This window comes from Pseudomonas sp. v388 (genome assembly GCF_003935425.1).
Taxonomy (GTDB): domain Bacteria; phylum Pseudomonadota; class Gammaproteobacteria; order Pseudomonadales; family Pseudomonadaceae; genus Aquipseudomonas.
In genome coordinates this window covers 345,146-369,473 of record NZ_RHQN01000002.1, presented here as the reverse complement: position 1 = coordinate 369,473, position 24,328 = coordinate 345,146, and the positions used below count along the sequence as shown (strand labels likewise).

Here is a 24,328-nt window from a genome sequence, read left to right as displayed (position 1 = left end):
CGGATCAGCGACGCGTTTGCGCGGAAAATTGTGTGAAATCAACAACAGTCGTTCGCCAGCATGGACGCCCGCACCCCAGATGAGTATTATGGCGCCCGCGTTGCACCAGTAGCTCAGCTGGATAGAGTACTGCCCTCCGAAGGCAGGGGTCGTGGGTTCGAATCCCGCCTGGTGCACCATCTTCTTTACCCCTTGGCTCCAAGGGTCGGCGCTTCAGCCGAATCCAGCATCCTTCCTGAACTTCAAAACATATCCTCCACACTCTCACGTTCCAGCGGGCGCTTGACGCCTGATCCGGTCGTGGGCATGCACCGACGCATCGGCCAGTTGGCCGGGCGGTCACAGACGTGCGACCACCCGACCCCTGCTGACGCCGTCAGCTGTCCAGTTTTTTCGCTTCGTCAACGCCAGCGCTGGTCAGCTTGATCGGATAGTGCGGCGCCGAATCCTGCTGCTCCACAGGATTGCCCTGAATGAAGTTCTTCTCCTGGAAATGCTTGATCACTTCCAGTACCGCCTTCTCACCCCGATAGTTATCCAGGATCTCTTTCCCCAGGCCGCTCGGATGAGCGTGCAGCAGGCGGGTCAATACTTCGCGTTCCAGTTCTTGATGTTCCATAGATACCTCTCGGATCGGGATAGGTGTTCTTTGGAAATTACATCGGCGCTCAAAGTGCAACACACATGACGAGCGGTCGTTCGTGGGCGTGGAGTGGATGGCGACTTAACTCATCTGCGTATCCAGATTCGCCCCATCGCCTTCGAAGTCATGATGCGCGACGTCGTCGAAGCCTTCCTCGGGCAGGTGGCCTTCGTCGGCGTAGAAGCGGTATTCCTCGTCGCGGTATTCGAACACGCTCTTGTCGTCCGGCGCGTCGCGTTGGCCGTAGTTGTACATGTACTCGTCGAGGAATTCGAAGCGTTCCAGGCCGTCCTTGGTCAACAGGCCTTGAGCGTCGAGTTCCTTGAACAGGTTTTCAACGTCGTCGCGGTGAGCGTCCATGCGGTTGTTGTGCTTGATGTCTTCGACGATGAGGAACGGCGTCAGCGCCACGGTCAAGGCGGCACCGGCCCATAACAGCGGTCCGGCGAGGGCGCGCGCGGCGTTGACGCCCATGACAGCGGCCATTTGCGCGCCGCCGCCGGCGACGTTGAAGGCGCCCGCCGCCACGGTAATCGCACCTTGCGCTACGGCGACCTTGTCGTTGCTGGCCAGCCCGGACTTGATCTTCAGGCCGCCCAGCACCAGGTCGGCGACGCCGGTGAACGTGTTGGCGCCGGCGTCCATGACCCTCAGGAACGCGGAAACGCCGCGCGTGGTCGGCGTGCTGCCATTGAGCCCAGGGTTCTTCGCAAACCCGTCACGGAAGCCGTCGTTGAGCTTGGTCCATTGCTCAGGCGTCAGGTCCAGTTTGCTGGCCAGTTTTTCCTTGTCCGGTACGGGCGCGGCATCGATGGCGCTGTTGAAGTCTTCGAAGATCTTCTTCAGGTCGCCTTCCACCAGACTCATGTTCCTGCCGGAACCTTCCGGGATGTCCTTGCCGAAAATCTGTGGCAATGACTTGTCCAGGCCCAGCATCTGATTGACGTTGGTGCCATTCACTTTGTCGAAGATATTGCTGCCCAGATTGACGAAGTGCTGACCGGCACCCAGAACGCTGACGAAATCCTTGGCGATGGCCAGACGTTCCTCCGGAGTGTCGGCGAGCGTGCCGCCTTTGCCCGCGAGCTGGTAGATGCCCGACGCCAGGGAAATCAGGCCGCCGGCCGAACCCAGTGCGCCATTGCCGTTGAGTTCGGTGATGGCCTTGAGCATGCTGCCGTGGGCACCCTCGCCCAAGGTCTTGTAGATGTCCTTGCCCATGACCTTGCCGATGTCGTCCGCGGTCACGGTGCCGTTTTTGGCGAACGTTGCGCCCAGCTCTTGCAGGGCATCGCCGAAGGCCTTGGCGGTCTGCTTGTCGCCGAGGAATTCCTGAACGAAGCGCTCCGTCTCGACAGTCCGGCGGGTCATGTCGATCCCGCCCTTTTTCAGCGCGGTCAGCAGCGTCTTGATGGTGTCCTGGGTTGCCAGGGCCGTGTTGTCAGCGCTGATCAGCGACGGATCGGCCATGAGCTTGTCGAGATCCATGGTGGTGGATTCGATCATCAGGTGTTGCGAAAACTGAGCGGCTTTTTCCGGGTCGAACGCGGTGAGCGAGGCATAGGTCTTGGCGATATCTGCTTCTGCGGTTTCAGCCTGACCGCTCTCCTTGAGGTCGGCCAGGTAGCGCGAGTATTCCTCGGAGAATGCCATCTTCTCCAGTTTTTCCCGCACGCCGTCTTTGTCGGGCAAGGCGTCTATGGCCTTGGACTGTTGGGCGAGGAAGTCTTTCTGAACACTTTCGGAGCCGAACAGGCTGGCGACCTGTTCGTCGACCTTGGCGCGGTCGATGATCGAAGAGAAATCGTCGCCGGTGGCCTTGCCGGTGTTCTGGCCCATGGAAATGTCGAGCACCACCATGTCCATGCCGTTTTCGCTGGCCGCCTGGGCGCGCAAGGCATTGTAGAGTTTGGCGCGGTCGTCGTCCTTGGCGATGGTGCCGTTGTCGATGCCGGCCTTCCAGTCCTTCATCAGGGTTTGCCAGGTCATTTCATTGACCGTCAACCTGGCATTCTTGTCGGCGGGGTCGGCCGTGGTGGTTTCCAGGTTGCCGATGTCCACTTCGCTCGCCGGCGGCAGCCCGGCTTTCTCGCGAGCGAAATCAATTTTCTCGTCCTCGGTCAGTTCAGGCGCCTTGAGGGATTCGAAACCATATTTGCCGAAGTCCTGAAGACGACCTGCTTCAGTGCCGTTCTTCGCTTCGCCGCCCTTGGTCATGCCATTGATGCTGCCGTTGCCGACATCGCCACCGGTGAGCACCTTACCGTCTGCATCGTGGGTTTCGATATGCTCAAGCACTTGCGAGGCGCGATAGGCAGCGTCCGGGTCGTTCTCGAAATCACCGACACGCTCCTTGAGCATGTCTCTCACACCGCTTTGGTTACCCAGATTCTTGAGCAGCGGATCGCCGTCGATGATCTCCTGCGCGGTGCGTTTGTCATTGGCCGGCAGTTCCCAGACGATGCCCAGTTTCTCGGCCTGCTCGCGGGCCTGGGTGTTATCCGGCGCATCGCTGACGTGATTGAGCTCACCCTTGAGATTGGTGAACCCGTATTTCCCGAAGTCCTGAAGACGGCCCGCCTCAGTGCCGTGCTTCGCATCGCCGCCCTTGGTGAAACCGTTGACCTGGCCATTATCGACGTCGCCGCCGACCAGGCGATTGCCGCTCTCGTCGAATTTCTCGACGTGCTCCAGCACCTGGACAGCGCGGTAGGCGGCATCCGGGTCTTTCTCGAAATCACCGACACGCTCCTTGAGCTTGTCCTTCACGCCACTCTGGTTACCCAGGTTCTTGAGAATCGGGGAGTCATTGATGATGTCCTGCGCAGAACGCTGATCGTCCGCGGGTCGCTCCCAGCGGATACCGGCATCCTTGGCCTGTTGCGCGGCTTGTTCCCAAGCGTTGACCGAGTCCGAGCCTCCTTTGGCGTCGACGTCTGTGTTACTCGCTGGCTTGACAGTCATTGTCTACTCCTTCTGCAGGACACCAGAAACGTGCAGTGGCTGCCGAAGCCTTCCCGGATCGGGCGCAGGGCCTTGCTACTGGCTGTACTGGCAAATAATGAGGGCGAGCCTTGGGGTCGCCGGGGCACGCCCATGAGAACCGCTCTGCATGAACGTTCTGTGACGCTAGCGGCCTGCAAAGCCGGTGATCATTGATGGCAGATTGGACATGCAGGGCTGCGCAGCCGCCTGAAATCAAGCACAAGGGGAGTGACGGAACGAGTTGTGAAAAGTTGCGAATTCACAAGCGGCGGTGTCCGCGCAAGTCTTCGCGGGCAAGTCCGCCCTCAGAAAACCGCTATCGACGGCTCCTGCGCAGTGCCTGAACCGGCCCCCGGACACGTTCTGTAAGGCTGCTGATACAAATAGACATAAATTGGCACAGTTTTTTCTTGTGGAACGCCCGTGCCAGAAATCTCAGGCATTCGCTGCAAAACAGGTGTTTATCCGCACCAACTTGCAGTCAGGGGACGTTACCGCGTCCACAAACAGTGCAGAGACCGGACCACAAGCCCGGCCTCCGATAAGGAGATCCATCGTGCCGCATTCACAGCCTTTGCTTGCCGCGTTTCTCACAGGCTGCACCAGCCTGATCCGAAATATTCCGCCATTCCCGACGCGCGAACCCCTCATTACCTAGCTGATCGGCCCTTCCAGGCGCATACCGGAAGTCGGCCATCTCCTGCGACCATTTTTAATTTGGCTTGTTTGAAGCGCCAGGCATAACTGCGCTCTTTATTCAGGCATTCGAAACGCATCTACACCGAAGACTCAACTAACCATCCATATTGTCGGACAATTTAAAGCAGAGAAGTTAATGAGCGCGTGGCGTCATGCCGGGCACTGGCTTGTCATTTGAATTTTCTATTTCACGTAAAAAGAGAGGCATATTCATGGACCCTTAGTCTACCTGCACCAATTTAGTCTTAGTTTGTCACTAATGGTGCAGCATCTTATTAGTCAAACATAAACTGTCTTTTTGACATCATTCAAAAAGACCGAACGAACTCGTTCGCCCGCGATTTTACGAGCCTCGCGTTATAGATAAGAAGGCATCTGATCAGATGCACGATCATTCGATAAAAAATTACAGCAATGCGACATCCGCTCTAATCCGGGCGTTACAGGGGGTTGATTCCCGCGCTTCTTGGCATAGCGGTTGCAAAGCGTCATCTCAGGCGTTCCCAACTAGCCTGACGACAACAAACAACTAAACAGGGAAGCGTGATGCCATCTCCATAGACCGACTACTCGCTCGACCATCCACCCGGTAACTGTCCGGGCGGCGAGCCGATTTTCACCCTGCTGAACGTGCAGTCTTTCCGAATCTAACTTTCACTTAATGTTCGACCGGTGCTTTATTGCCCTTCCACTCGTAGAGGGAGCGTTAATGAATGATGCGGTAACTACGAAAGCGATACCGGTTACGCCACCCAGCGAAGTTAATGTGGTGTGGCCGAGCATTCCTTTCAAAGCCAACACTTCACGTCCAGGCGGGCTCAATAAGCCGCAAGCTATTCTGTTGATTGCCGCTTCGGTGCTGATTCATGGCGTCGTGTGGTGGTACATGCAGACCGCCAAGGCGGAGCTGCCCGAAGTGGCGCCTCAGGTTCCTGAAATGCAGATCGAGCTGACCAGCCCGACACCGCCGACGCCCGAGCCGCCACCGCCGGAACCACCACCTCCACCACCTCCGCCACCGCCGCCGCCTCCAGAGCCGGAACAGCCAGTCGAGGACCCGGACGCGCTGAAGCCGCCGCCCAAACCGGTGGAGAAACCGAAGGTCGAGAAACCCAAACCGGTCAAGAAACCGGAACCGGTGAAAAAGCCGACGCCGCCGGCGCCACCGATGCCGCCCGCCGTGCCGAGCCCACCGGCTCCACCCGCGCCGACGCCTGCGCCACCTGCACCGGCAGCCCCGGTCAAGGAAAGCGCCGCGGTGTCCGGCCTGGCAAGCCTGGGCAATCCGCCGCCGGAATATCCGTCTCTGGCGTTGCGGCGCAACTGGGAAGGCCGCGTGGTGCTGCGCATCAAGGTACTGCCCAACGGCCGTGCCGGCACGGTGGAAGTCACCAAGTCCAGCGGCAAGCCCGCCCTGGATGAAGCAGCGGTGGAAGCAGTGCGCAACTGGAAGTTCATTCCAGCCAAGCGCGGTGATACGCCCATTGAAGGCTTCGCGACCCAGACCATCGATTTCAAGCTTCCGGAATGATCCGGCGCATACAACCGACAACTTTTCATGCTGGTGAGGTGTAAATCATGAACGAATCGCTTTCTTCCCTGATCGTCCCGGCTGTGCTCTGGGCGCTGGTGCTGTTCTCCGTGCTGAGCTGGGCATTGTTGCTGATCAAGTCGGCTCAGTACCTGCGCCTGAAAACCCAGAACAAACAGTTCACCAAAGCGTTCTGGAGCGCGCCGGATCTGCTGACGGCTGCGGAACATTCCACGCAATACCCAGGCTCCCTGGCCCGCATCGCCAACAGCGGCTTTGAAGCCATGGCGGTCGAGGAAACGCCGCGCACCACACAGCAACTGGCTCACACCATCAATCGCTCCGATCGGCTTGAGCGCAACTTGCGCCAGCAGATCCAGAAAGAGCGGCGTTCGCTGGAAAGCGGTCAGGCGGTGCTCGCCAGTATCGGCAGCACCGCGCCCTTTATCGGTCTGTTCGGGACGGTCTGGGGAATCATGGAAGCGCTGCAGAGCATCGGCATCACCGGTTCGGCCAGCCTTGAGGCCGTGGCCGGTCCCATCGGCCATGCACTGATCGCCACCGGCGTGGGTATCGCGGTCGCCGTACCGGCAGTGCTGATTTACAACTTCTTCCTGCGCCGACTGAAGCTGGCGGTGGCCGACATGGACGATTTCGCCCACGACTTCGACGCCCTTGCCCAGCGCAGCGCCTTTGCCGTCAATCGTCACCCCATCGCCAACAAACAGGCGCACGCCGTGCGGGAGGCCAGCTGATGTCGTTCTCTACTCAAGACAGCGATGAAGTGCTCAGCGAGATGAACGTGACGCCGCTGGTGGACGTGATGCTCGTGCTGCTGGTGGTGTTCATCGTCACCACGCCGCTGATGACCAACGCCATCAAGGTCAACCTGCCCAAGACCGGTGCGGTGGCGCCGGCCGAGAAGAAAGACCCGGTGGTGGTCAGCGTCGATCAGGACGGCAAGTTCTACCTGGCCAAATCGGAAGTCGCTCCCGAACTGCTGGAAAAAAGCCTGCAAGACGAGAAGGCCAAGGACCCGGACATTCGCGTTCAGCTACAGGCCGACACCGACGTCAACTACGGCCAGGTGGCCAAGGCAATGGCGTCCATCGAGCGCTCGGGCATCACCAGGATCTCCGTCATGACGGCGAAATGACCTGAGGGCTTCGCACCGCGAAGCCTTTGAACCCAACTCCCAACCTCTCGACAGAGAGGACACGGTCGTCCGTGGGCCGCCAGGCCCCTGGAGGGGAGCGGCTTGCTGGAAATGCAGTGCAAATCCCGGTCGGCACAACCGTTCGGGGAAAGAGGGCTCACAAGGCCATTTCAATAACGTGTGGAATAAGTCGGAAATAACCATGTTGATGAATCTTCCCGGTTGCACCCTCAAACCCCTGGCCCGTGCGGTCCGGCGTCATCATCGCGCGGTGGTCTGTGCGCTGGCCGTAGGCATGAGCGGTGCCCATGCGGCCGATCCGGTCGAAGCGGATGCCGGTACTGAAGCCGTGTCCGCCAGTGCTGCCGTAGTACCGGCAACCACCCAGTTGCAACGCGTGGAGGTGACCGGTTCGGCAATCCGCCGCGTCGATGCCGAAACCGCGGTGCCGGTCACCATCCTGCGCGCCGACGACCTCAAGAAGCAGGGCGTGACCACGACTCAGGAAATGGTCAGCCGCATCACCGGCAGCCAGTCGATCAACAACAGCGCAGGTTCGGTCGGTGCCGGCACCGGCGGCGCTTCCTATGCCGACATGCGCGGCATTGGCGCCAACAAGACGCTGGTCTTGCTCAACGGCCGCCGCCTGGCGAACAACGCTCTATCCGGCGTCGGCACGCCCAACGGCGCCGGGGTCGACCTGAACCTGATCCCGTTCGCCGCCATCGACCGTATCGAAGTGCTGCGTGACGGTGCTTCGGCACTCTATGGCACTGATGCCATCGGTGGTGTGATCAATTTCATCACCAAGAAATCATTGACCGACGGCACCCTGAGCCTGGGTGGCGAAACGCCGACCAACAGCGGCGGCGGTGCCAGCAAGGACATGAGCGCCAGTTGGGGTTTCGGCGATCTGGAAGAAGACCGTTTCAACGTGATGGGGGTGTTCAACTACAACAAGCAGCAGAACCTGGATGCCAATGACCGCAAGTTTGCCACCGACTATGCGCCCAACCGAGGCCTGAACCAGACTTCCGGAACCGCTTACCCCGGCAACTATTATCAGGGCGACAATGCGGCCAACCCGCTCGGCACCGCCTGTGGCGGCCCGAGCCTGATTGCCAGCAACGGCATCTGCCGTTTCAGTACCCGCGAATACATCGACCTGATTCCGCAGACCGAAAAAACCTCGTTCTTCGGCCGCGCCACCGGCAAGCTCGCCGATGACCACAATGTCAGCGCCGAATACTTCTGGGCTCGCAACAGAAACCACACCGATATCGGTCCGGCGCCGCTGACCGGTCTGTCTCTGGATTCGTCGTCACCGTACTATCCGGGCAACGGCATCACACCAGGCCCGACCGACTGGGCCATCGATCCGACTCAGCCGGTCGACACCGCCTGGCGGGAAACCGCAGCCGGGCCGCGCGGTTCCAGCGACCAGAACACCAGCCAGCGTTTCCTGCTGAACTTCGACGGTCTGGTCGGCGGTTGGGACTACAACGTCGGTGCGTCGTACAACCAGAGCAAGGTGCTCTCGACACTAACGGACGGTTACGTCAGCGACGCAGCGATGATCGACGGCCTGGCCGCCGGCATTCTCAACCCGTTCGGCCCGCAGACAGCAGCCGGTCAGGCGCTGATCGATGCCAACACTTATCACGGTCAGTACTCCAGCGCCGTCGGCCGGGTCGCGGGCGTGGATGCGCGTTTCAGCCGTGAAATCGGCGACTGGTTCGGCGCAGGGCCGGCCGGTCTGGCGCTGGGCGGTGAATACCGCAAAGAGAAAATGCACCAGGAGTACGAAGCCTTCGTCAACGACGTCAGCAGCCTGGGTGCCGATGCGGCGGGCAGCGTTGCCGGTGATCGCAGCGTCAAGGCCGAGTATGCCGAACTCAACGTGCCCGTACTCGACAGCCTGGAGCTGACCGCGGCCATCCGTCACGACAAATACAGCGACTTCGGCAGCACCACCAACCCCAAGTACTCGTTCCGCTTCCAGCCGTTCAAGGAACTGGTGGTGCGCGGCGCTTATAGCGAAGGCTTCCGCGCCCCGTCGCTGTATGAACTGTATGCACCGCGCAGTACCACCTTTTCCCAAGGGTATTACAACGACCCGGTATTGTGCGCAGGCGGCACCGTGCAACCGGGCGGCAATGCCGGGCGCGATTGCAATCAGCAATTCCTTAACAACAGCGGCGGCAACACCGAGCTGGCCCCGGAAAAAGCCCGCAACACCACCTTGGGCTTCGTCTACCAGCCAGTGCGCAACCTGTCGATGGGCCTGGATTTCTGGTGGATTCACATTTCCAACCAGATCCAGTCGTTTCCTGAGTCGACCGTCTTCGACGACCCGGCCACCTACGCTGACCGCTTCATCCGCAACCCCGACGGCTCGATCGCCAACATCGTGACCGGCAACGCCAACCTGGGCATCGTCAAGACCAGCGGTGTCGACCTGACGCTGGACTATCGCTTCCCGAACACCCCCATCGGCCAGTTCGGCCTGGGCATGACCGGCACCTACGTAACGCGCTATGACTACCAGAACATCATCGACGGCCCGTACACCGACAAGGTTGGAGACTTCCAGGGTGACGGCGTGATCTCGCGCTGGAAGCATGTGCTGATCGGCAGCTGGTCGCTGGGTGACACGCGCGCGTCCATCACCAACCGTTTCACCACCGGTTACAACGACTACGACCGCACCACCAATGCGCGGGTCGCGTCCTATGCGCTGTGGGACTTGTCGGTCGGCCATACCTTCGCCAAGACGCTGGATGTCGACGCCGGGGTACGCAACATGTTCGACCGCGACCCACCGTTCTCCAACCAGGCCTACAACTTTCAGGCCGGCTATGACCCGCGCTACGCCGACCCACTGGGCCGCACGCTGTTCGCACGCATGACTTACCACTTCTGAGGGCAGCACGCGGCGCGCCAAGCGAAGCGTGTCGTGTTGCAGATTGCGGATCGCACCTCCGGCCTGCTGGTTTCATCCACCTTCCCCGGCCGGGGGTTTTTTCATCCGCTCAACCGTCGTTCAGTGTGTTCGAGGAAAGCCCCATCATGTTGCGTCAACCCCGTTTTCTGCGCTGCCTGTCATTGGGTGTCGCTCTGTGGACCTGCTGCCAGACCGCGCAAGCCGCGCCCGGCCATGCGCTGACTGTCTACGGTGAAGCGCCGAAATATCCGGCTACGTTCCAGCACTTCGACTACGTCAATCCGAAAGCCCCGAAAGGCGGATCGCTGACCCGCTCGGCCGAGGAAATCGGCCAGTTCAACTACCTCAATCCTTATGTCGACCAGGGCATCAACGTGGTGCAACTGGACGCGTGGGTCTATTCGCCGTTGGCCTACCGCTCGCTGGACGAGCCCTACACGGTTTATGGCTTGATTGCCGAAAGGATGGAGCGTGACCCGCAGGGCATGTGGGTGCGATTTTTCATCAACCCCAAGGCGCAGTTTCATGACGGCGTGCCCATCACCGCCGAGGACGTGCGCTACACCTTCGAGCTGATGACCACCAAGGCCAGCTTCAGCTACCGGCCGATGTACGCCGACGTTCAAGGCGTAGTCGTCGAAGGGCCGCGCCAGGTGCGCTTCGATTTCAAGAACAACCTCAACCGCTCGCTGGCGCTGGACATCGCCAGTATGCGCATCCTGCCGGAACACTGGTGGAAGACACGGGACTTTGCCAACGGCGGCGGCTTCGAACCGCCGCTAGGCAGCGGGCCTTATCGAGTCGCAAAGGTCGACGCCGGACGCAGCGTGACCTTCGAGCGGGTCAAGGACTGGTGGGCCAGAGATCTGCCGGTCAGCCGCGGGTTGTACAACTTCGACACCCTGACCGTGAATTTCTACGGCGACACCGAGATCGCCCGTCAACTGTTGCAGGCCGGTGCGTTCGACTACAACCGGGAGTTCTCTTCCGCCGGCTACACCATCGGCTACGCGGGGCCTGCGATAGACGACGGGCGTCTGCAAAAACGCATCTTCGCCGAACGCCGCCCGGTGGCCGCCCAGGGCTTTGCATTCAATCTCGACAAGCCGGTATTCCAGGACCGTCGCGTGCGCCAGGCGCTGGCGATGCTCTGGGACTTCGACTGGATCAACCGCCGCGTGATGCGCAATTTCTATGTGCGCGAGCAGAGCTATTTCCCGAAAAGCGAAATGGCCGCCGCCGAACTGCCCGACCCAGCCGAGCTGAAGATTCTCGAACCGCTGCGCGGGCAGATTCCTGACGAGGTTTTTACCGAGGTTTACCAGCCGCCGAAAACCGACGGCAGCGGCTTTATCCGTGACAAGCAGTTGCAGGCCCTGAAACTGCTGGCCGAGGCTGGCTGGCATCCGAAAAACAATCGGCTGGTGAACGCCGCCGGGGAGCCGATGACCTTCACTTTTCTGGACGGCCAGGGCGGCTTCGACCGACTGATCCTGCCGTACAAACGGGTTCTGGCGCAGATCGGCATCACCCTGGATTTCCGCCGCATCGATTCGGCGCAGTACATCAACCGGCTCAACGCTCGCGACTACGACATGATCGTGGTCACCTTCCCAAAGAACGGCAACCCGCTGATCGCGCCGGGCCGTGAGCTGTACAGCCTGTACGGTTCGCAGAGCGCCACGGAAGTTGGCAGCTCCAATGCCATCGTGCTGCGCAACCCGGCGGTGGACACCTTGATCGACGGGCTGGTGGCCGCCGACAGTCGCGAGCAGATGGTGCGCTATGCGAAGGCGCTGGATCGAGTCCTGCAATGGGGCTACTACACGATCCCCAATTACTACTCCAAAGGCACGCCGCTGGTATTCGCCAACCGCTTCGGCATGCCCGCAACCGCGCCCACCTATGACGTGGGCCTGGAAACCTGGTGGCAGGTCAGCGCTAAACCGCTGACCAACGCGCAGTTCACCGCGCTCGACCCTACGCTCACCGCAGGGCAGGAGAACTGACATGCTGACCTACGTGATTCGACGCCTGCTGCTGATCATTCCCACGTTGCTGGCGATCCTGATCGTCAATTTCCTGATCGTCCAGGCCGCACCCGGCGGGCCCGTGGAACAGGCCATCGCCCGCATCCAGGGTTTCAGCCCCAACGGCGTGGGCGGCGGAGGAGGCGAAGTCGCTGCATCCGGCACCACCAGCCGCAGCACCCGCGGCCTCGACCCGGCGCTGATCGAGACGATCAAGGAGCATTACGGCTTCGACAAACCGCTGCATGAACGCCTGTGGCTGATGCTCAAGAACTACGCGCAGCTGGACTTCGGCACCAGCTTCTTTCGCGGCGCACCGGTCACCGAGCTGATTGCGCAAAAGCTGCCGGTCTCGTTGTCGCTGGGCTTATGGGCGACGGTGATTACCTACCTGATCTCCATCCCGCTGGGTATTCGCAAGGCGGTACGCCATGGCAGCGCGTTCGATGTGTGGACCAGCACGCTGGTGATCGTCGCCTACGCGACTCCGGCCTTCCTGTTCGCCATTCTGTTGATCGTGGTGTTCGCCGGAGGCAGTTACCTGAGCTGGTTTCCGGCCCAAGGGCTGTTCTCGAATGACTTCGACAGCCTCAGCACCTGGGGCAAGGTCTGCGATTACCTCTGGCACCTGGTATTGCCGGTCAGCGCGCTGGTCATTGGCGGCTTTGCCACGCTGACCATCCTGACCAAGAACAGCTTCCTCAACGAGATCAGCCGGCAGTATGTGGTCACTGCCCGCGCCAAGGGCCTGACTGAAACGCGCGTGCTCTACGGCCATGTATTTCGCAACGCCATGCTGCTGGTCGTCGCCGGTATTCCACAAGCGCTGATCGAGGTGTTCTTCGCCGGTTCACTGTTGATCGAAACCATCTTCGGTCTCGATGGACTGGGACGCATGAGCTACGAGGCCGCGGTATCGCGGGACTATCCGGTGGTGTTCGGCACGCTGTTCCTGTTCACGCTGTTCGGCCTGTTGATCAAGCTGGTGGGCGACCTGTGCTACACGCTGGTCGACCCGCGCATCGATTTTTCCGCGAGGAGCGCCTGATGTTCGAGTTCTCTCCCCAGAGCCGGCGGCGCATGGCGCTGTTCAAGGCCAACCGGCGCGGCTGGTGGTCGCTGTGGATTTTCATCGCCCTGATGGTGGTGTGTCTGTGCGGCGAGCTGCTCGCCAATGACCGCCCGTTGCTGCTGAGTTTCGAAGGCCGGATGTACTACCCGTCGTTGCACACCTACATGGAAACCGACTTCGGGGGTGAGCTGCCGTTCGAGCCGGACTATTCCAGCGACTATGTGCGCAAGCTGATCGCGGCCAGGAATGGCTGGATGCTGTTCGCGCCGATTCCGTTCAGTTACGACACCATCAACTATGACCTGGATGCGCCCTCGCCCAGCCCGCCGAGCGCGGTCAACTGGCTGGGCACCGATGAGCAGGCGCGGGACGTGGTGGCGCGGGTGCTGCTCGGCGCGCGGATCTCCATTCTGTTTGCGCTGATGCTGACCCTCATCAGCACCGTGATCGGTGTCTGCGCCGGTGCGATCCAGGGTTACTACGGCGGCATGACCGACCTGATCGGCCAGCGCATCCAGGAAATCTGGTCGGGCCTGCCGGTGCTGTATCTGCTCATTATTCTGTCGGGGTTCGTGTCGCCGAATTTCTGGTGGCTGCTGGGGATCATGGCGCTGTTCTCCTGGCTGGCGCTGGTGGACGTGGTGCGCGCCGAATTCCTGCGCGGGCGCAATCTGGAGTACGTGAAGGCCGCCCGTGCGCTGGGCCTGACCGATGCCGCATTGATGTGGCGACACATCCTGCCCAACGCGATGACCAGCACCCTGACTTACCTGCCGTTCATTCTCACCGGCGCCATCACCACCCTCACTGCGCTCGATTTCCTCGGATTCGGCATGCCCGCAGGCAGCGCCTCGCTGGGCGAGATGATCGGCCAGGCCAAGCGCAACCTGCAGGCGCCTTGGCTGGGGCTGACTGCTTTTGTGGTGTTGGCGTTGATCCTTTCCCTGCTGGTGTTCATCGGCGAAGCCTGCCGCGACGCCTTTGATCCCCGGAGCTGACATGAACGATAACCTGATCGAAATCCGCGACCTGCGGGTCGCTTTCAACGGTGCGCAAGTGGTGCATGGCGTCAGTCTGGATATCCGGCGTGGCGAGTGCCTGGCGCTGGTGGGTGAATCGGGCTCGGGCAAGTCGGTGACAGCCCACTCGATCCTGCGTTTGCTGCCGGCCAGAAACGTCAGTACCACGGGCTCGATTCGCTATGACGGCCTTGACCTGATCACCGCCAACGACAAGCAGTTGCGCGCCTTGCGCGGCAATCGGGTGGCGATGATTTTCCAGGAGCCCATGAGTTCGCTGAATCCGTTGCATACGGTGGAAAAGCAGATCGGCGAAATCCTGATCACTCACAAGGGGCTCAAGGGCAAAGCCGCGCGCGACCGTACTCTGGAATTGCTGGAACTGGTCGGCATCCGCCAGCCACTGGAGCGACTCAGGGCCTATCCGCATCAACTCTCAGGCGGTCAGCGCCAGCGCGTGATGATCGCCATGGCACTGGCCAACGAGCCGGATCTGTTGATCGCCGACGAACCCACCACCGCGCTGGACGTGACGGTGCAGGTCAAGATTCTTGAACTGCTCAAGTCCTTGCAGCAGCGCTTGAACATGTCGCTGTTGCTGATCAGCCATGACCTGAATCTGGTGCGCCGCATCGCTCAGCGGGTGTGCGTGATGCGCGCAGGCGAGATCGTCGAGCAGGCCGATTGCCAGACGCTGTTCGACGCGCCGCAGCACCCGTACAGCAGGCTGCTGATCAATGCCGAACCAGATGGATATCCCGTGCCGCTGGATGAGGGGCACACGTTGCTGTCGGTGCAGGATCTCAAGGTCTGGTTTCCGCTGACCAAAGGCTGGTTCAAACGCGACCCGCAGTACGTGAAGGCCGTGGATGGTGTGAGCTTCGAATTGCTCAGGGGCAAGACATTGGGGATCGTTGGCGAATCGGGTTCCGGCAAATCGACACTGGGCCAGGCGATCCTGCGCCTGATCGACTCCGAAGGCAGCATCCGTTTCGGCACCAAGGAACTGAGCCTGCACAGCCAGCATTTGATGCGGCCGTTGCGGCGCCAGTTGCAGGTCGTGTTCCAAGACCCGTTCGGCAGCCTCAGCCCGCGCATGACCGTGGCGCAGATCATCGCCGAAGGCTTGCTGACCCATGACATTGGAACGGCGCAGGAACGAGAGGACGCGGTCATCCGCGTACTGCAGGAAGTGGGCCTCGATCCTGCCACTCGCCATCGCTACCCCCATGAATTCTCTGGCGGCCAACGGCAACGTATCTCCATCGCCCGGGCACTGGTGCTCGAACCGGACCTGATTCTGCTGGACGAACCCACGTCAGCGCTGGATCGCACAGTACAGAAACAGATCGTCGCCCTGCTGCGCGACCTTCAGATCCGGCGCGGCCTGACGTATCTGTTCATCAGTCATGACCTTGCCGTGGTCCACGCCCTAGCTCACGACCTTATCGTGATCAAGGACGGCAAGGTCGTTGAACAAGGCTCGTCACGGGAAATCTTCGCAGCGCCGCAGCAGGCTTACACCCAGGAGTTGCTGCGGTCGTCGGGACTGGTGTTTGGATAAAAGAGTCGCCGCCAGACGGATCTGGCGCGCAGCAGCAATGCGGATCAACTCAGATCCTATGCTGGCAATATGCTTTATCGCTGTTTAAGCTTGCCATCTCCGGCGCACTGGACGCGCAGACCAATGGACGGACGCCATGCACCACCCCCGAAATGCCTCCAACGGCTTGAGCGCTGACGAAGAAGACGCGCCCCGCCGGCGACGCCGAACCTACGGCCACAAGTCTGACCGCCTACGCAATACGCTGGTGTGTCTGTTTCTGATCTGTGCGGTGGGCTACGGAATCTTTTATCTCACCAAACCTGCCGCTCCCGTCACTGCGCTGCCGCCCTTTGCCAGTGCTCCTGAGACGCCGGTACAAACTCCAGCGCCTCGCTCAGCCTCCAGCGTCCCAAGCGCACGACGCCCGCAGGCGTTGGCCGACTGCATAGGCCCGGACAACCTGATCAACGCAGCGGTAGCCACCTGCCGATTTGGGAAATACCCGGACCCGGTCCATGACCCGCAAGCACAAGGCATGGTGTCGGCGCAGTACATGCAGCAATACAAGACCGAACGTGAGCCCACCCGACAGCGTCATAACGTGCAACAGACCGTTACCCACGCCACCGTGTGGCAGTGGGACCGCAAGCGCAGCTACCGCGCCGAATGGCTGATCACCGATAACCATATCGACGGCAGCAGCGTCTGTCGCAACTGGCGGGCGGGCTCTATCGAATATCGCGAATGTCGCAAAGGCGCCAAGGTTTATTTCCGCGAACAATGCAGAAGCCCGAACTCAAGCGCTGCGGCCCGTCAGCGGTATTGCAGCGCAGAAGGATCATTCAGCCCGATGTGAGTACACAGGCCTCGGTCGCCCCTACAAGCCCAACACATAAAACTTGCTGTCCACTGCCATCAGCGGAAAGCTTGCCGGCAGGTTTTCCTTGGCGACTTCGCTGAAGCCATGCTTTTCATAGAACCGGTGGGCGGCGAGGAATTTGTCGGTGGTGCCGAGAAAAATGTCTTTCACGCCGTTACGCCCGGCGTCTTCGACGAGCCGATGCAGCAGCTTGGCGGCAACGCCGAACTCACGGCCTCTGTACTCGGCGGCGACGAACATCTTGCGCAGCGCGGCCTGATTCGCACCAATGTCCTTGAGGCCAATGGTGCCGACTACCCGTTCGCCCGCTTTCGCCACCCAGAAATCGCCATTGCCACTCTGGTAGAACTCGGGAATCGCCTTGAGATCCGGCTGATCCTCGGCGGTAATCGCGATGCCGAATTCCTCGCGCTGAATCGGCACGATGACCTCGATCACACCTTGTTGGTCGTGGGGTTCGAAACGCTTGATCTGTATGTCGGGCATTGCCTGAGGGCTCCGGTTATCCTCTGTGTAGGAAAGACAATATGCCAGATAACGAACCACTAAGGTATTGACTCAAGCCCCCACTTCAGATTAGTTGCATTAAACCGTTGATAATTTAAACGCGGCCTTATCCATGACTACCACTGAACCTGGAAACCAGCTATCTGACCTGCGCGATCAATTCGCGAGCCATACATAACCATATCTTTCGATCTGAACCTGAAATACATCCTCTACCCACGGGCAGCGGTCGCCGCTTTTCGTCTTTTGATTGCTGCACCGTAACCAACATGAAGTTAATCGTTTAACCAAGGAGCAGCACTTATGAAAACAACTAAAACCTTAGCACCCTTCCTTGCGCTGGCCATAATGATCACCGCCGCTACGGCACAGGCAGGCCCGCCTGTGACAGTAACCTTCAAAAACCTGGGCACTGAGGCGGCTGTCTATACCGTCGTTACGAGCAATGAAACGTCTACGCAAAGAAATGCGAGGTCTCCTATCAACCCAACAATAAAACCTGGTGATACAAGTGTTTATGTTGTACAAAGCGGCCTTTCGCCAGATGCCGGCTATGCCTCTGTTCGCTACGTGATGGGCAGCAAGGCTTGTGTGTTCTCTACGACCTTTAGCAAACTCCCGGCTGCGGGCGGCGTTCGGGTGCCGAAATGGACTCGAACGGCAACCCCTAGCGGGGGTGCTATCTGTACAGCCACTTCCAGGGTCACTGACCTCTCCAGCCATGCCTGGGCTGCCGAGTTTACGATGAAGTAATTTCTTCGCGTGCGCGTCGAACTGTGACGCGCACGCCTTCTTGGAACTAAAGCTCACGCTCGCTTTGCCGATATGAATAGCGAACATAACGCCAGGGATCGGCAAGTGACGCGAGGACGCCAACATGACGGACATCCATCCTGCCTCAGGTTTTATCACCAACACGACTATCCAGAAGTTAGCGAAAACTGCTTCAGCAGCCACCGAAAATAGCAGCTTCAAAGAGACCGCCCCTGCCGTTATCAACTCGAACGGCGCTACGTTCTCAACCCTGGCCATACAGCTAAATGAGAGCGCGGCGCGCGCTGCGTCCCGCGAAAACAGTCACAGCTCTAAAAGTTTAGGGGCTCTTGCAAAAGACATTATCGATAGAATCGCGGGCCGAAGTTACTACGCTAATCGACAGTTACATGATGCCGAAGTGCCGAACACAGATGACGCGACTCTTCTGGAAAGAGCCAGACAGGCCACTCGGTTCGCCAACGGCACAGGGAAAAATCCATTCGCAGGCCTGTCTCAGGATGACCTGAGACTGATTATGTACGACGACAGCGGCCTCTACACCATCAATGAAAGATCTGCAGCTTTTTCCGAAAACTATGCGCAAGAAGAGCTCTGGAACAGAGCCATGGCCCAGCGCTACGTGGAGGAATACAACCAAACCGGCAAAAGTACCGAGACGCTGATGATGATCCTGGCGCATTACAACGAGTTGCCGCCTATAGAAAAAGCGCAGTACCCGACCAACTTCGCTGCCAACCTGACCTCGGACGACAGCTCGGCTATGGCTGTCTTCAACATATTGCAAACCCAGTCGAAAGGCCCGATAGCGTAGGGGCGTTCCTTGCACATGCCGCAAGCTGAATGCTGATGGAGGCGAAACCAATCCTGAAGCACGAACACTGTGCCGGACATGAAAACGCCCCGACAAGTCGGGGCGTTCGCTCAGGCCAGCTGGATATCGCGTAGCGAATTACAGCTTCGGACCAGCCGCCTTGATGGCGTCGCTCACTTCGAACTTCTTGAAGTTCTCGATAAACAGGCTGGCAAGGCCCTTGGCTGCTTCGTCGTAGGCCGCTTTGTCAGCCCAGGTGTTGCGCGGGTTGAGCAGAACGGTGTCGACGCCTGGAACCGATTTCGGCACGTCCAGGTTGATGATGTCCAGGTGTTCGGTTTCAGCACCGATCAACGCGCCGCTCTGGATCGCTGCAATCACGCCACGCGTGGTCGGGATGTTGAAGCGTTTGCCTACGCCGTAGCCGCCGCCGGTCCAGCCGGTGTTGACCAGGTAGACCTTGGAACCGAAGCCGCGGATGCGCTTGATCAGCAGCTCGGCGTAGACGCCGGCCGGACGCGGGAAGAACGGTGCGCCGAAGCAGGTGGAGAAGGTGGACTTGATGCCCGAACCCGAACCCATTTCAGTGGAACCGACCAGCGCGGTGTAACCCGACAGAAAGTGGTACGCCGCTTGTTCTTCGCTGAGGATCGACACTGGCGGCAGAACGCCGGTCAGGTCGCAGGTCAGGAAAATCACAGCGTTCGGCTCGCCACCGAGGTTTTTCGGTGCGCGTTTTTCGATCAGTTCACGCGGGTAGGCCGCACGGCTGTTCTGGGTCAGGCTGTCATCGGCATAGTCGGCTTTCTTGGTAACCGGGTCCAGGACCACGTTTTCCAGGACTGCGCCGTGCTGGATGGCTTTCCAGATGACCGGCTCGTTCTTCTCGGAGAGGTCGATGCACTTGGCATAGCAACCGCCTTCGATGTTGAACACCACGCCTTCGCCCCAGCCGTGCTCGTCGTCGCCGATCAGGTAGCGGGTTTCGTCAGCGGACAGGGTGGTCTTGCCGGTGCCGGACAGACCGAAGAACAGGGTCACGTCGCCTTCTTCGCCCATGTTGGCCGCGCAGTGCATTGGCAGCACGTCGACCGCAGGGAGCAGGAAGTTCTGTACCGAGAACAATGCCTTCTTCATTTCGCCGGCGTAACGCATGCCCGCGATCAGAACCTTGCGGGCCTGGAAGTTGATGATCACGGTGCCATCGGAGTTGGTGCCGTCACGCTCGGGATCGCAGACGAACCATGGCGCGTTCTGGATTTCCCACTCGTCCTTGCCGCCCTGGTTGTACTGCTCAGGGTTGATGAACAGGCAACGGCCGAACAGGTTATGCCATGCCGTCTCGGTGGTCATCTTGACCGGCAGGTAGTGCGCAGGATCGGAACCTACATGAACGTGGGAAACGAAGCGCTCACGCTCGGCAAGATAGGCACCCACGCGATTCCACAACGCGTCGAATTTCTCGGACGGAAACTTGCGGTTGATCGGGCCCCAGGCAATATCTTGCTGGGTTCCCGGCTCATCAACGATGAAACGGTCGACCGGCGAACGGCCGGTGCGATGGCCTGTCTGCACAACCAGTGCGCCAGTGTCGGAAAGTTCGCCTTCGCCGCGGGCAAGGGCTTCCTTCACCAGTTCGTCGATGCTCAGATCGGTGTACACAGCGTTGTTGGTTTGCGTCATGAGTGTCCCCGTCGGCCAGTGGCCGAGTGCTCCAAACGATTTTGTAGTAAAAAAACAACCACTACTACAGCGTAAAAGTGGGCCGGATTATGCCAGAAAAGCCCAGAAATGGTAGGACCCTCCTGTCAGTACAGCATTACAGCTGCCCACGCAGTGTTGTGAGTCAAATCCGGACGCAATCAGTGGCGCGTATCAGATGGCGAATCCACGCCGCCGCCAGCGAAGAGCTGGGCCACGTCAGTGGCATCGAACAGGTAGCGCTCGTTGCAGAACTGGCAGTCGATTTCGATCTTGCCGCCATGTTCTTCCACCAGTTGCTGCGCGTCGTCCAGCCCAAGACTGACCAGCGCATTGGCGGAACGTTCGCGAGAGCAGCTGCAACGGAAGCAGATCGGCTGGATATCGAACAGCCGAACAGGGTCTTCGTGGTACAGCCGATGAAGGATAGTCGCGTTATCCAGGCCCAGCATTTCCTCGGCCGACAGCGTGTTGGCGAGGGTGATCACGTGTTCCCAGCTGGCATCACGCTCTTCAGGATCGGTGATCTGCGCCACCGGCAGTTGCTGCAACAGCAGGCCGCGGGCGCGATGACCGTCGGCCTTGAGCCAGAAGCGGGTGCCCAGCTGCTCGGACATGACGAAATAGCTGGAGAGGCTTTCCGACAGGTCCACGCCGTCGAGCGCGACGATCCCCTGGTAACGCTTGCCTTTGCGCGGATCGACCGTCAAGGCCAGCGAGCCTTCGGGCATCAGGTCCTGCAGACCGGCGCCCGGCGTGATCAGGGATTCGTCGTAACGAGCGATGCCGCGCAGTTCGCGTTCGCTCGAACATTCGACCATCAACAGCGGCACCGCGCCGCTGGAGCGGGCTTGCAGAATCAGCAGGCCGTCGAACTTCAGGGTGCCGACCAGCAGCGCAGCGGCGGCCATCAGTTCACCGAGCAGTTGCGCAACCGGCTCCGGGTAAGGATGTTTGGCGAGCACTTCGGCGTAGCTGCGCTCCAGCGCCACCAGTTCTCCACGAACGTCGCTTTCGTCGAAGATGAAACGCTGGGTGAAGTCGATGTCCGGGGAATCATGCATAGGAAGAAGGTATCTGAAAGGGTGAAGTTCGCTGACCGGTGTCACAGGGCGACTCGGGTCAGGCCATTGGGATGGCATTTTAGGAGCTAAGCCCCGCTCTTCCAAGCCGAAAGGCAGCGAAGGGTGTCCGCTACCTGGCTTGTTTAACCGTCATGATGGCTGCCGTGCAGCTCGGACAGTTGTCGGCGCTGCTTCTTGGTCGGCTTGCCGTCGGTGGTCATGCCCAGATTGCCGGCCTTGCGTTGAGCGGCGGCATGCTCGCGCCGGGCGACACTCTCCGGTGTTTCGCGATACAGTGTCTGCGCTTGCGGCGCGCCACGGCGAACGATGGACAAGGCCTCGACCACGACGGTACGCTCGTCGAAGCCGATGCGGATCTGGAATTCATCGCCCAGACGGGGTTCCTTGCCCGGTTTGCAACGCTCGCCACGGCAGTGCACCTTGCCACTTTCTATAGCCGCCTTGGCCAGTGCGCGGGTCTTGAAGAAGCGTGCCGCCCATAACCATTTATCCAACCTGACCTTGTCGTCATCTTCCGGCTTTTGCGCCATATGAATTCCCCACTCGCATAACAGTCTGAACCTTGCTGACGCTGCACCTGAACCGCTGACCTGCGGTCGCGTGTCTGTGTACAGTCGTGCATGCCTTCAAGAACATGAAGTAACCGAACCTTGCTTGTCAAAACCAGTTATCCGGATTTCCATGATCCGGACGTTATCCGGAGTGCGCCATGACAGAATTTCCCGCTTCGCTGACCGCACCCCGGAAGGGCTGTCAGGGCTGTGTCGACAGTCCAGAGCTGACCTTCTCCTTCGATTATGCGTATCAACCGATCGTGGACGTGCGTGATCAGTCCATCTTCGCCCATGAGGCACTGGTGCGCGGCCCCAACGGCGAGGGTGCGCTGAGCGTGTTGAATCAGGTCAACGACCAGAACCGTTACCGGTTCGATCAGAAGTGTCGCGTCAAGGCGATTGCGGGCGCAGCGCAACTGGGCATGGCCGAACGTTTATCGATCAACTTTCTGCCCAACGCCGTGTATCGTCCCGAACTGTGCATTCGAAGCACGCTGGAGGCAGCCCGCCAGCACAATTTCCCGATTGAACGGCTGATCTTCGAAACCGTCGAATCCGAGCACGTGGAGAACCACGGGCATCTGCAGAATATCCTGCGCGAGTACCACGAGTTCGGCTTCATGACGGCCATCGACGATTTCGGCGCGGGGTACTCCGGACTCACCCTGCTGGCGAACTTCCAGCCCGACCTGATAAAACTCGACATGGATTTGATCCGAGATATTCATCGCGATCGTCCGCGTCAGGCTATTGTTCGTGGGGTCGTGAGAATGTGCGAGGAACTGGGCGTCACGGTCATCGCCGAAGGCATCGAGCAGGCGGACGAGCGGGATTTTCTCGCCGATTGCGGCATTTTCCTGATGCAGGGTTACTGGTTCGCCAAGCCTGCGTTCAAAGCCCTGGCCCAGGTTTCGCCTGGCGCCTGGCAGACGTCTTGAAGAGTACGGAATCGCATTGAAGACATTCGACCATCTGACAGTCATTGGCCTGCGCGAGTGGGTGGCACTGCCCGATCTGGGCGTTGCAGGCCTTCGGGCAAAAATCGACACCGGCGCCAGCACCTCAAGCCTGCATGCGACCGAAATCGAGCCTTTCGAGCGCGACGGCCATAAATGGGTCCGCTTCAACGCTCACCTGGGCACCATCGTGCAGTTGCGTCATCGGCGCTGTGAAGCACAGCTGGTGGCGATCAAGACTATCAAAAGCTCCAACGGCCAGGCGCAGGTCCGCTATGTGATCCGCACCACCCTGGCGCTGGGGGATCGTATCTGGCCGGTGGAATTCACGCTGGCCTGCCGCAAATCGATGCGCTATCGGCTGCTGCTGGGTTCAAACGCCTTGATCGACGGCCAGCTGGTAGTCAATCCGGGCATTACTTACGTACAAGACAAGCCGGTGTTCCCGGCCTCTACTTCCTCAGGTGCTGCATGAAGATCGCTGTGCTTTCGCGTAACCCGCGTCTGTATTCCACCCGTCGTCTGGTCGAAGCCGGTATCGAGCGGGGCCATGAAATGGTGGTGATCGACACCCTGCGCGCCTATATGAACATCGCCAGCCACAAACCGCAGATTCATTATCGCGGCAAGCCACTGGAAGGTTTCGATGCGGTCATCCCGCGCATCGGCGCCTCGGTGACCTTCTATGGCTGCGCCGTGTTGCGCCAGTTTGAAATGATGGGCGTGTTCCCGCTCAATGAATCGGTCGCCATTGCCCGTTCCCGGGACAAGTTGCGCTCGCTGCAGTTGTTGTCGCGTCGGGGGATCGGCTTGCCGGTCACCGGCTTTGCTCACTCGCCGGATGATATTCCTGACCTGATCCAGATGGTCAACGGCGCGCCACTGGTCATCAAGGTGCTCGAAGGCACGCAAGGCATCGGCGTGGTGCTTTGCGAAACCGCGACCGCGGCCGAATCGGTGATCGAGGCGTTCATGGGGCTCAAGCAGGACATCATGGTTCAGGAGTACATAAAGGAAGCCGGCGGCGCGGACATTCGCTGCTTCGTGGTCGGCGACAAGGTCATCGCCTCCATGAAGCGTCAGGCCAAGCCGGGCGAGTTTCGCTCCAACCTGCACCGCGGCGGCAGCGCCAGCCTGATCAAGATCACTCCGGAAGAACGCATGACCGCCCTGCGCGCTGCCAAGGTAATGGGCTTGAGTGTCGCAGGCGTCGACATCCTGCGTTCCAATCACGGCCCGCTGGTGATGGAGGTCAACTCATCGCCCGGCCTTGAAGGTATCGAAGTAACTACCAGCAAGGACGTTGCCGGGATGATCATCGAATACCTGGAAAAGAACAGCGGCCCGCACCTGACCCGGACCAAAGGAAAGGGTTAAGCGGTGCAATACAGGCAGGAGCTTGCTCGCGAAGACGTCTTGCCGGGCGATGCAT

20 protein-coding genes and 1 tRNA gene are annotated in these 24,328 nt (G+C 59.9%); 15 read left to right on the top strand and 6 right to left on the bottom strand.

All coding sequences use genetic code 11. The annotated features are described in order from the left end of the window. The first annotated feature begins 102 nt into the window (after positions 1–102). Positions 103–179 (top strand) — tRNA-Arg (locus EGJ27_RS05890). A 197-nt stretch (positions 180–376) separates the two neighbouring features. Here the strand turns inward: EGJ27_RS05890 and EGJ27_RS05885 are convergent. Both EGJ27_RS05885 and EGJ27_RS25025 read right to left on the bottom strand, forming a co-directional pair. Next, the gene (locus EGJ27_RS05885; protein WP_125829793.1) at positions 377–619 is read right to left on the bottom strand and encodes a hypothetical protein; all 243 of its coding nucleotides are present in this window, start codon (positions 617–619) and stop codon (positions 377–379) included. A gap of 105 nt (positions 620–724) precedes the next feature. Continuing rightward, on the bottom strand, positions 725–3,607 hold the full coding sequence (locus tag EGJ27_RS25025) for a hypothetical protein (RefSeq protein ID WP_256672679.1): 2,883 nt from the start codon (positions 3,605–3,607) through the stop codon (positions 725–727). Positions 3,608–5,036: 1,429 nt separating this feature from the next. Here EGJ27_RS25025 and EGJ27_RS05875 point away from each other — a divergent pair. From EGJ27_RS05875 to EGJ27_RS05835, 9 genes are all read left to right on the top strand, one after another. Beyond that, positions 5,037–5,858 (top strand): energy transducer TonB, encoded by an 822-nt coding sequence (locus tag EGJ27_RS05875; RefSeq protein WP_125829792.1) that lies wholly within the window; start codon positions 5,037–5,039, stop codon positions 5,856–5,858. A 47-nt stretch (positions 5,859–5,905) separates the two neighbouring features. Further along, complete coding sequence (locus tag EGJ27_RS05870) at positions 5,906–6,613, top strand: MotA/TolQ/ExbB proton channel family protein (RefSeq protein WP_125829791.1); 708 nt, start codon at positions 5,906–5,908, stop codon at positions 6,611–6,613. After that, positions 6,613–7,014: a biopolymer transporter ExbD gene (locus EGJ27_RS05865; protein ID WP_125829790.1), complete on the top strand. Its 402-nt coding sequence runs from the start codon at positions 6,613–6,615 to the stop codon at positions 7,012–7,014. Before EGJ27_RS05870 ends, EGJ27_RS05865 begins: the two co-directional genes overlap by 1 nt. A gap of 202 nt (positions 7,015–7,216) precedes the next feature. Then, positions 7,217–9,937 (top strand): TonB-dependent receptor, encoded by a 2,721-nt coding sequence (locus EGJ27_RS05860; RefSeq protein WP_177522943.1) that lies wholly within the window; start codon positions 7,217–7,219, stop codon positions 9,935–9,937. Between the two features lie 146 nt (positions 9,938–10,083). After that, complete coding sequence (locus EGJ27_RS05855; RefSeq protein ID WP_125829789.1) at positions 10,084–11,967, top strand: extracellular solute-binding protein; 1,884 nt, start codon at positions 10,084–10,086, stop codon at positions 11,965–11,967. Position 11,968: 1 nt separating this feature from the next. Beyond that, positions 11,969–13,036: a microcin C ABC transporter permease YejB gene (locus EGJ27_RS05850; protein WP_125829788.1), complete on the top strand. Its 1,068-nt coding sequence runs from the start codon at positions 11,969–11,971 to the stop codon at positions 13,034–13,036. Then, complete coding sequence (locus tag EGJ27_RS05845) at positions 13,036–14,058, top strand: ABC transporter permease (RefSeq protein ID WP_125829787.1); 1,023 nt, start codon at positions 13,036–13,038, stop codon at positions 14,056–14,058. The genes EGJ27_RS05850 and EGJ27_RS05845 overlap by 1 nt, the downstream gene beginning before the upstream one ends. 1 nt (position 14,059) lies before the next feature. Beyond that, positions 14,060–15,643 carry an ABC transporter ATP-binding protein gene (locus EGJ27_RS05840; protein WP_125829786.1) on the top strand — a complete coding sequence of 528 codons (1,584 nt, stop codon included), beginning with the start codon at positions 14,060–14,062 and terminating at the stop codon, positions 15,641–15,643. Positions 15,644–15,779: 136 nt separating this feature from the next. Then, entirely contained in the window at positions 15,780–16,481 is a 702-nt protein-coding gene (locus EGJ27_RS05835) for a hypothetical protein (protein ID WP_125829785.1), read from the top strand. 21 nt (positions 16,482–16,502) lie between these two features. Here EGJ27_RS05835 and EGJ27_RS05830 read toward each other — a convergent pair whose 3' ends face one another. After that, on the bottom strand, positions 16,503–16,991 hold the full coding sequence (locus tag EGJ27_RS05830) for a GNAT family N-acetyltransferase (RefSeq protein WP_125829784.1): 489 nt from the start codon (positions 16,989–16,991) through the stop codon (positions 16,503–16,505). Positions 16,992–17,315: 324 nt separating this feature from the next. On the opposite strand from EGJ27_RS05830, the gene EGJ27_RS05825 reads away from it, so the two are divergent. Beyond that, positions 17,316–17,765 (top strand): hypothetical protein, encoded by a 450-nt coding sequence (locus EGJ27_RS05825; RefSeq protein WP_125829783.1) that lies wholly within the window; start codon positions 17,316–17,318, stop codon positions 17,763–17,765. A 124-nt stretch (positions 17,766–17,889) separates the two neighbouring features. Beyond that, a complete protein-coding gene (locus EGJ27_RS05820) occupies positions 17,890–18,600 on the top strand; it encodes a hypothetical protein (protein WP_125829782.1) in 711 nt (236 codons plus the stop codon). A 138-nt stretch (positions 18,601–18,738) separates the two neighbouring features. Here EGJ27_RS05820 and EGJ27_RS05815 read toward each other — a convergent pair whose 3' ends face one another. From EGJ27_RS05815 to EGJ27_RS05805, 3 genes are all read right to left on the bottom strand, one after another. After that, complete coding sequence (locus EGJ27_RS05815) at positions 18,739–20,283, bottom strand: phosphoenolpyruvate carboxykinase (protein ID WP_125829781.1); 1,545 nt, start codon at positions 20,281–20,283, stop codon at positions 18,739–18,741. Positions 20,284–20,462: 179 nt separating this feature from the next. Then, on the bottom strand, positions 20,463–21,365 hold the full coding sequence (hslO, locus tag EGJ27_RS05810) for an Hsp33 family molecular chaperone HslO (protein WP_125829780.1): 903 nt from the start codon (positions 21,363–21,365) through the stop codon (positions 20,463–20,465). Between the two features lie 143 nt (positions 21,366–21,508). Beyond that, on the bottom strand, positions 21,509–21,916 hold the full coding sequence (locus EGJ27_RS05805) for an RNA-binding S4 domain-containing protein (RefSeq protein WP_125829779.1): 408 nt from the start codon (positions 21,914–21,916) through the stop codon (positions 21,509–21,511). A 179-nt stretch (positions 21,917–22,095) separates the two neighbouring features. Here EGJ27_RS05805 and EGJ27_RS05800 point away from each other — a divergent pair, with 179 nt between their 5' ends. Genes EGJ27_RS05800 through rimK form a run of 3 tightly spaced genes read left to right on the top strand, consistent with a single transcriptional unit; the run spans position 22,096 to position 24,273 of the window. Beyond that, positions 22,096–22,878, top strand: coding sequence for an EAL domain-containing protein (locus EGJ27_RS05800; protein WP_125829778.1), 783 nt, complete (start codon positions 22,096–22,098; stop codon positions 22,876–22,878). Between the two features lie 49 nt (positions 22,879–22,927). Beyond that, positions 22,928–23,371 carry an ATP-dependent zinc protease gene (locus EGJ27_RS05795; protein ID WP_177522971.1) on the top strand — a complete coding sequence of 148 codons (444 nt, stop codon included), beginning with the start codon at positions 22,928–22,930 and terminating at the stop codon, positions 23,369–23,371. Then, entirely contained in the window at positions 23,368–24,273 is a 906-nt protein-coding gene (gene rimK, locus EGJ27_RS05790; protein ID WP_125829776.1) for a 30S ribosomal protein S6--L-glutamate ligase, read from the top strand. Before EGJ27_RS05795 ends, rimK begins: the two co-directional genes overlap by 4 nt. The last annotated feature ends 55 nt before the right edge of the window (positions 24,274–24,328 follow it).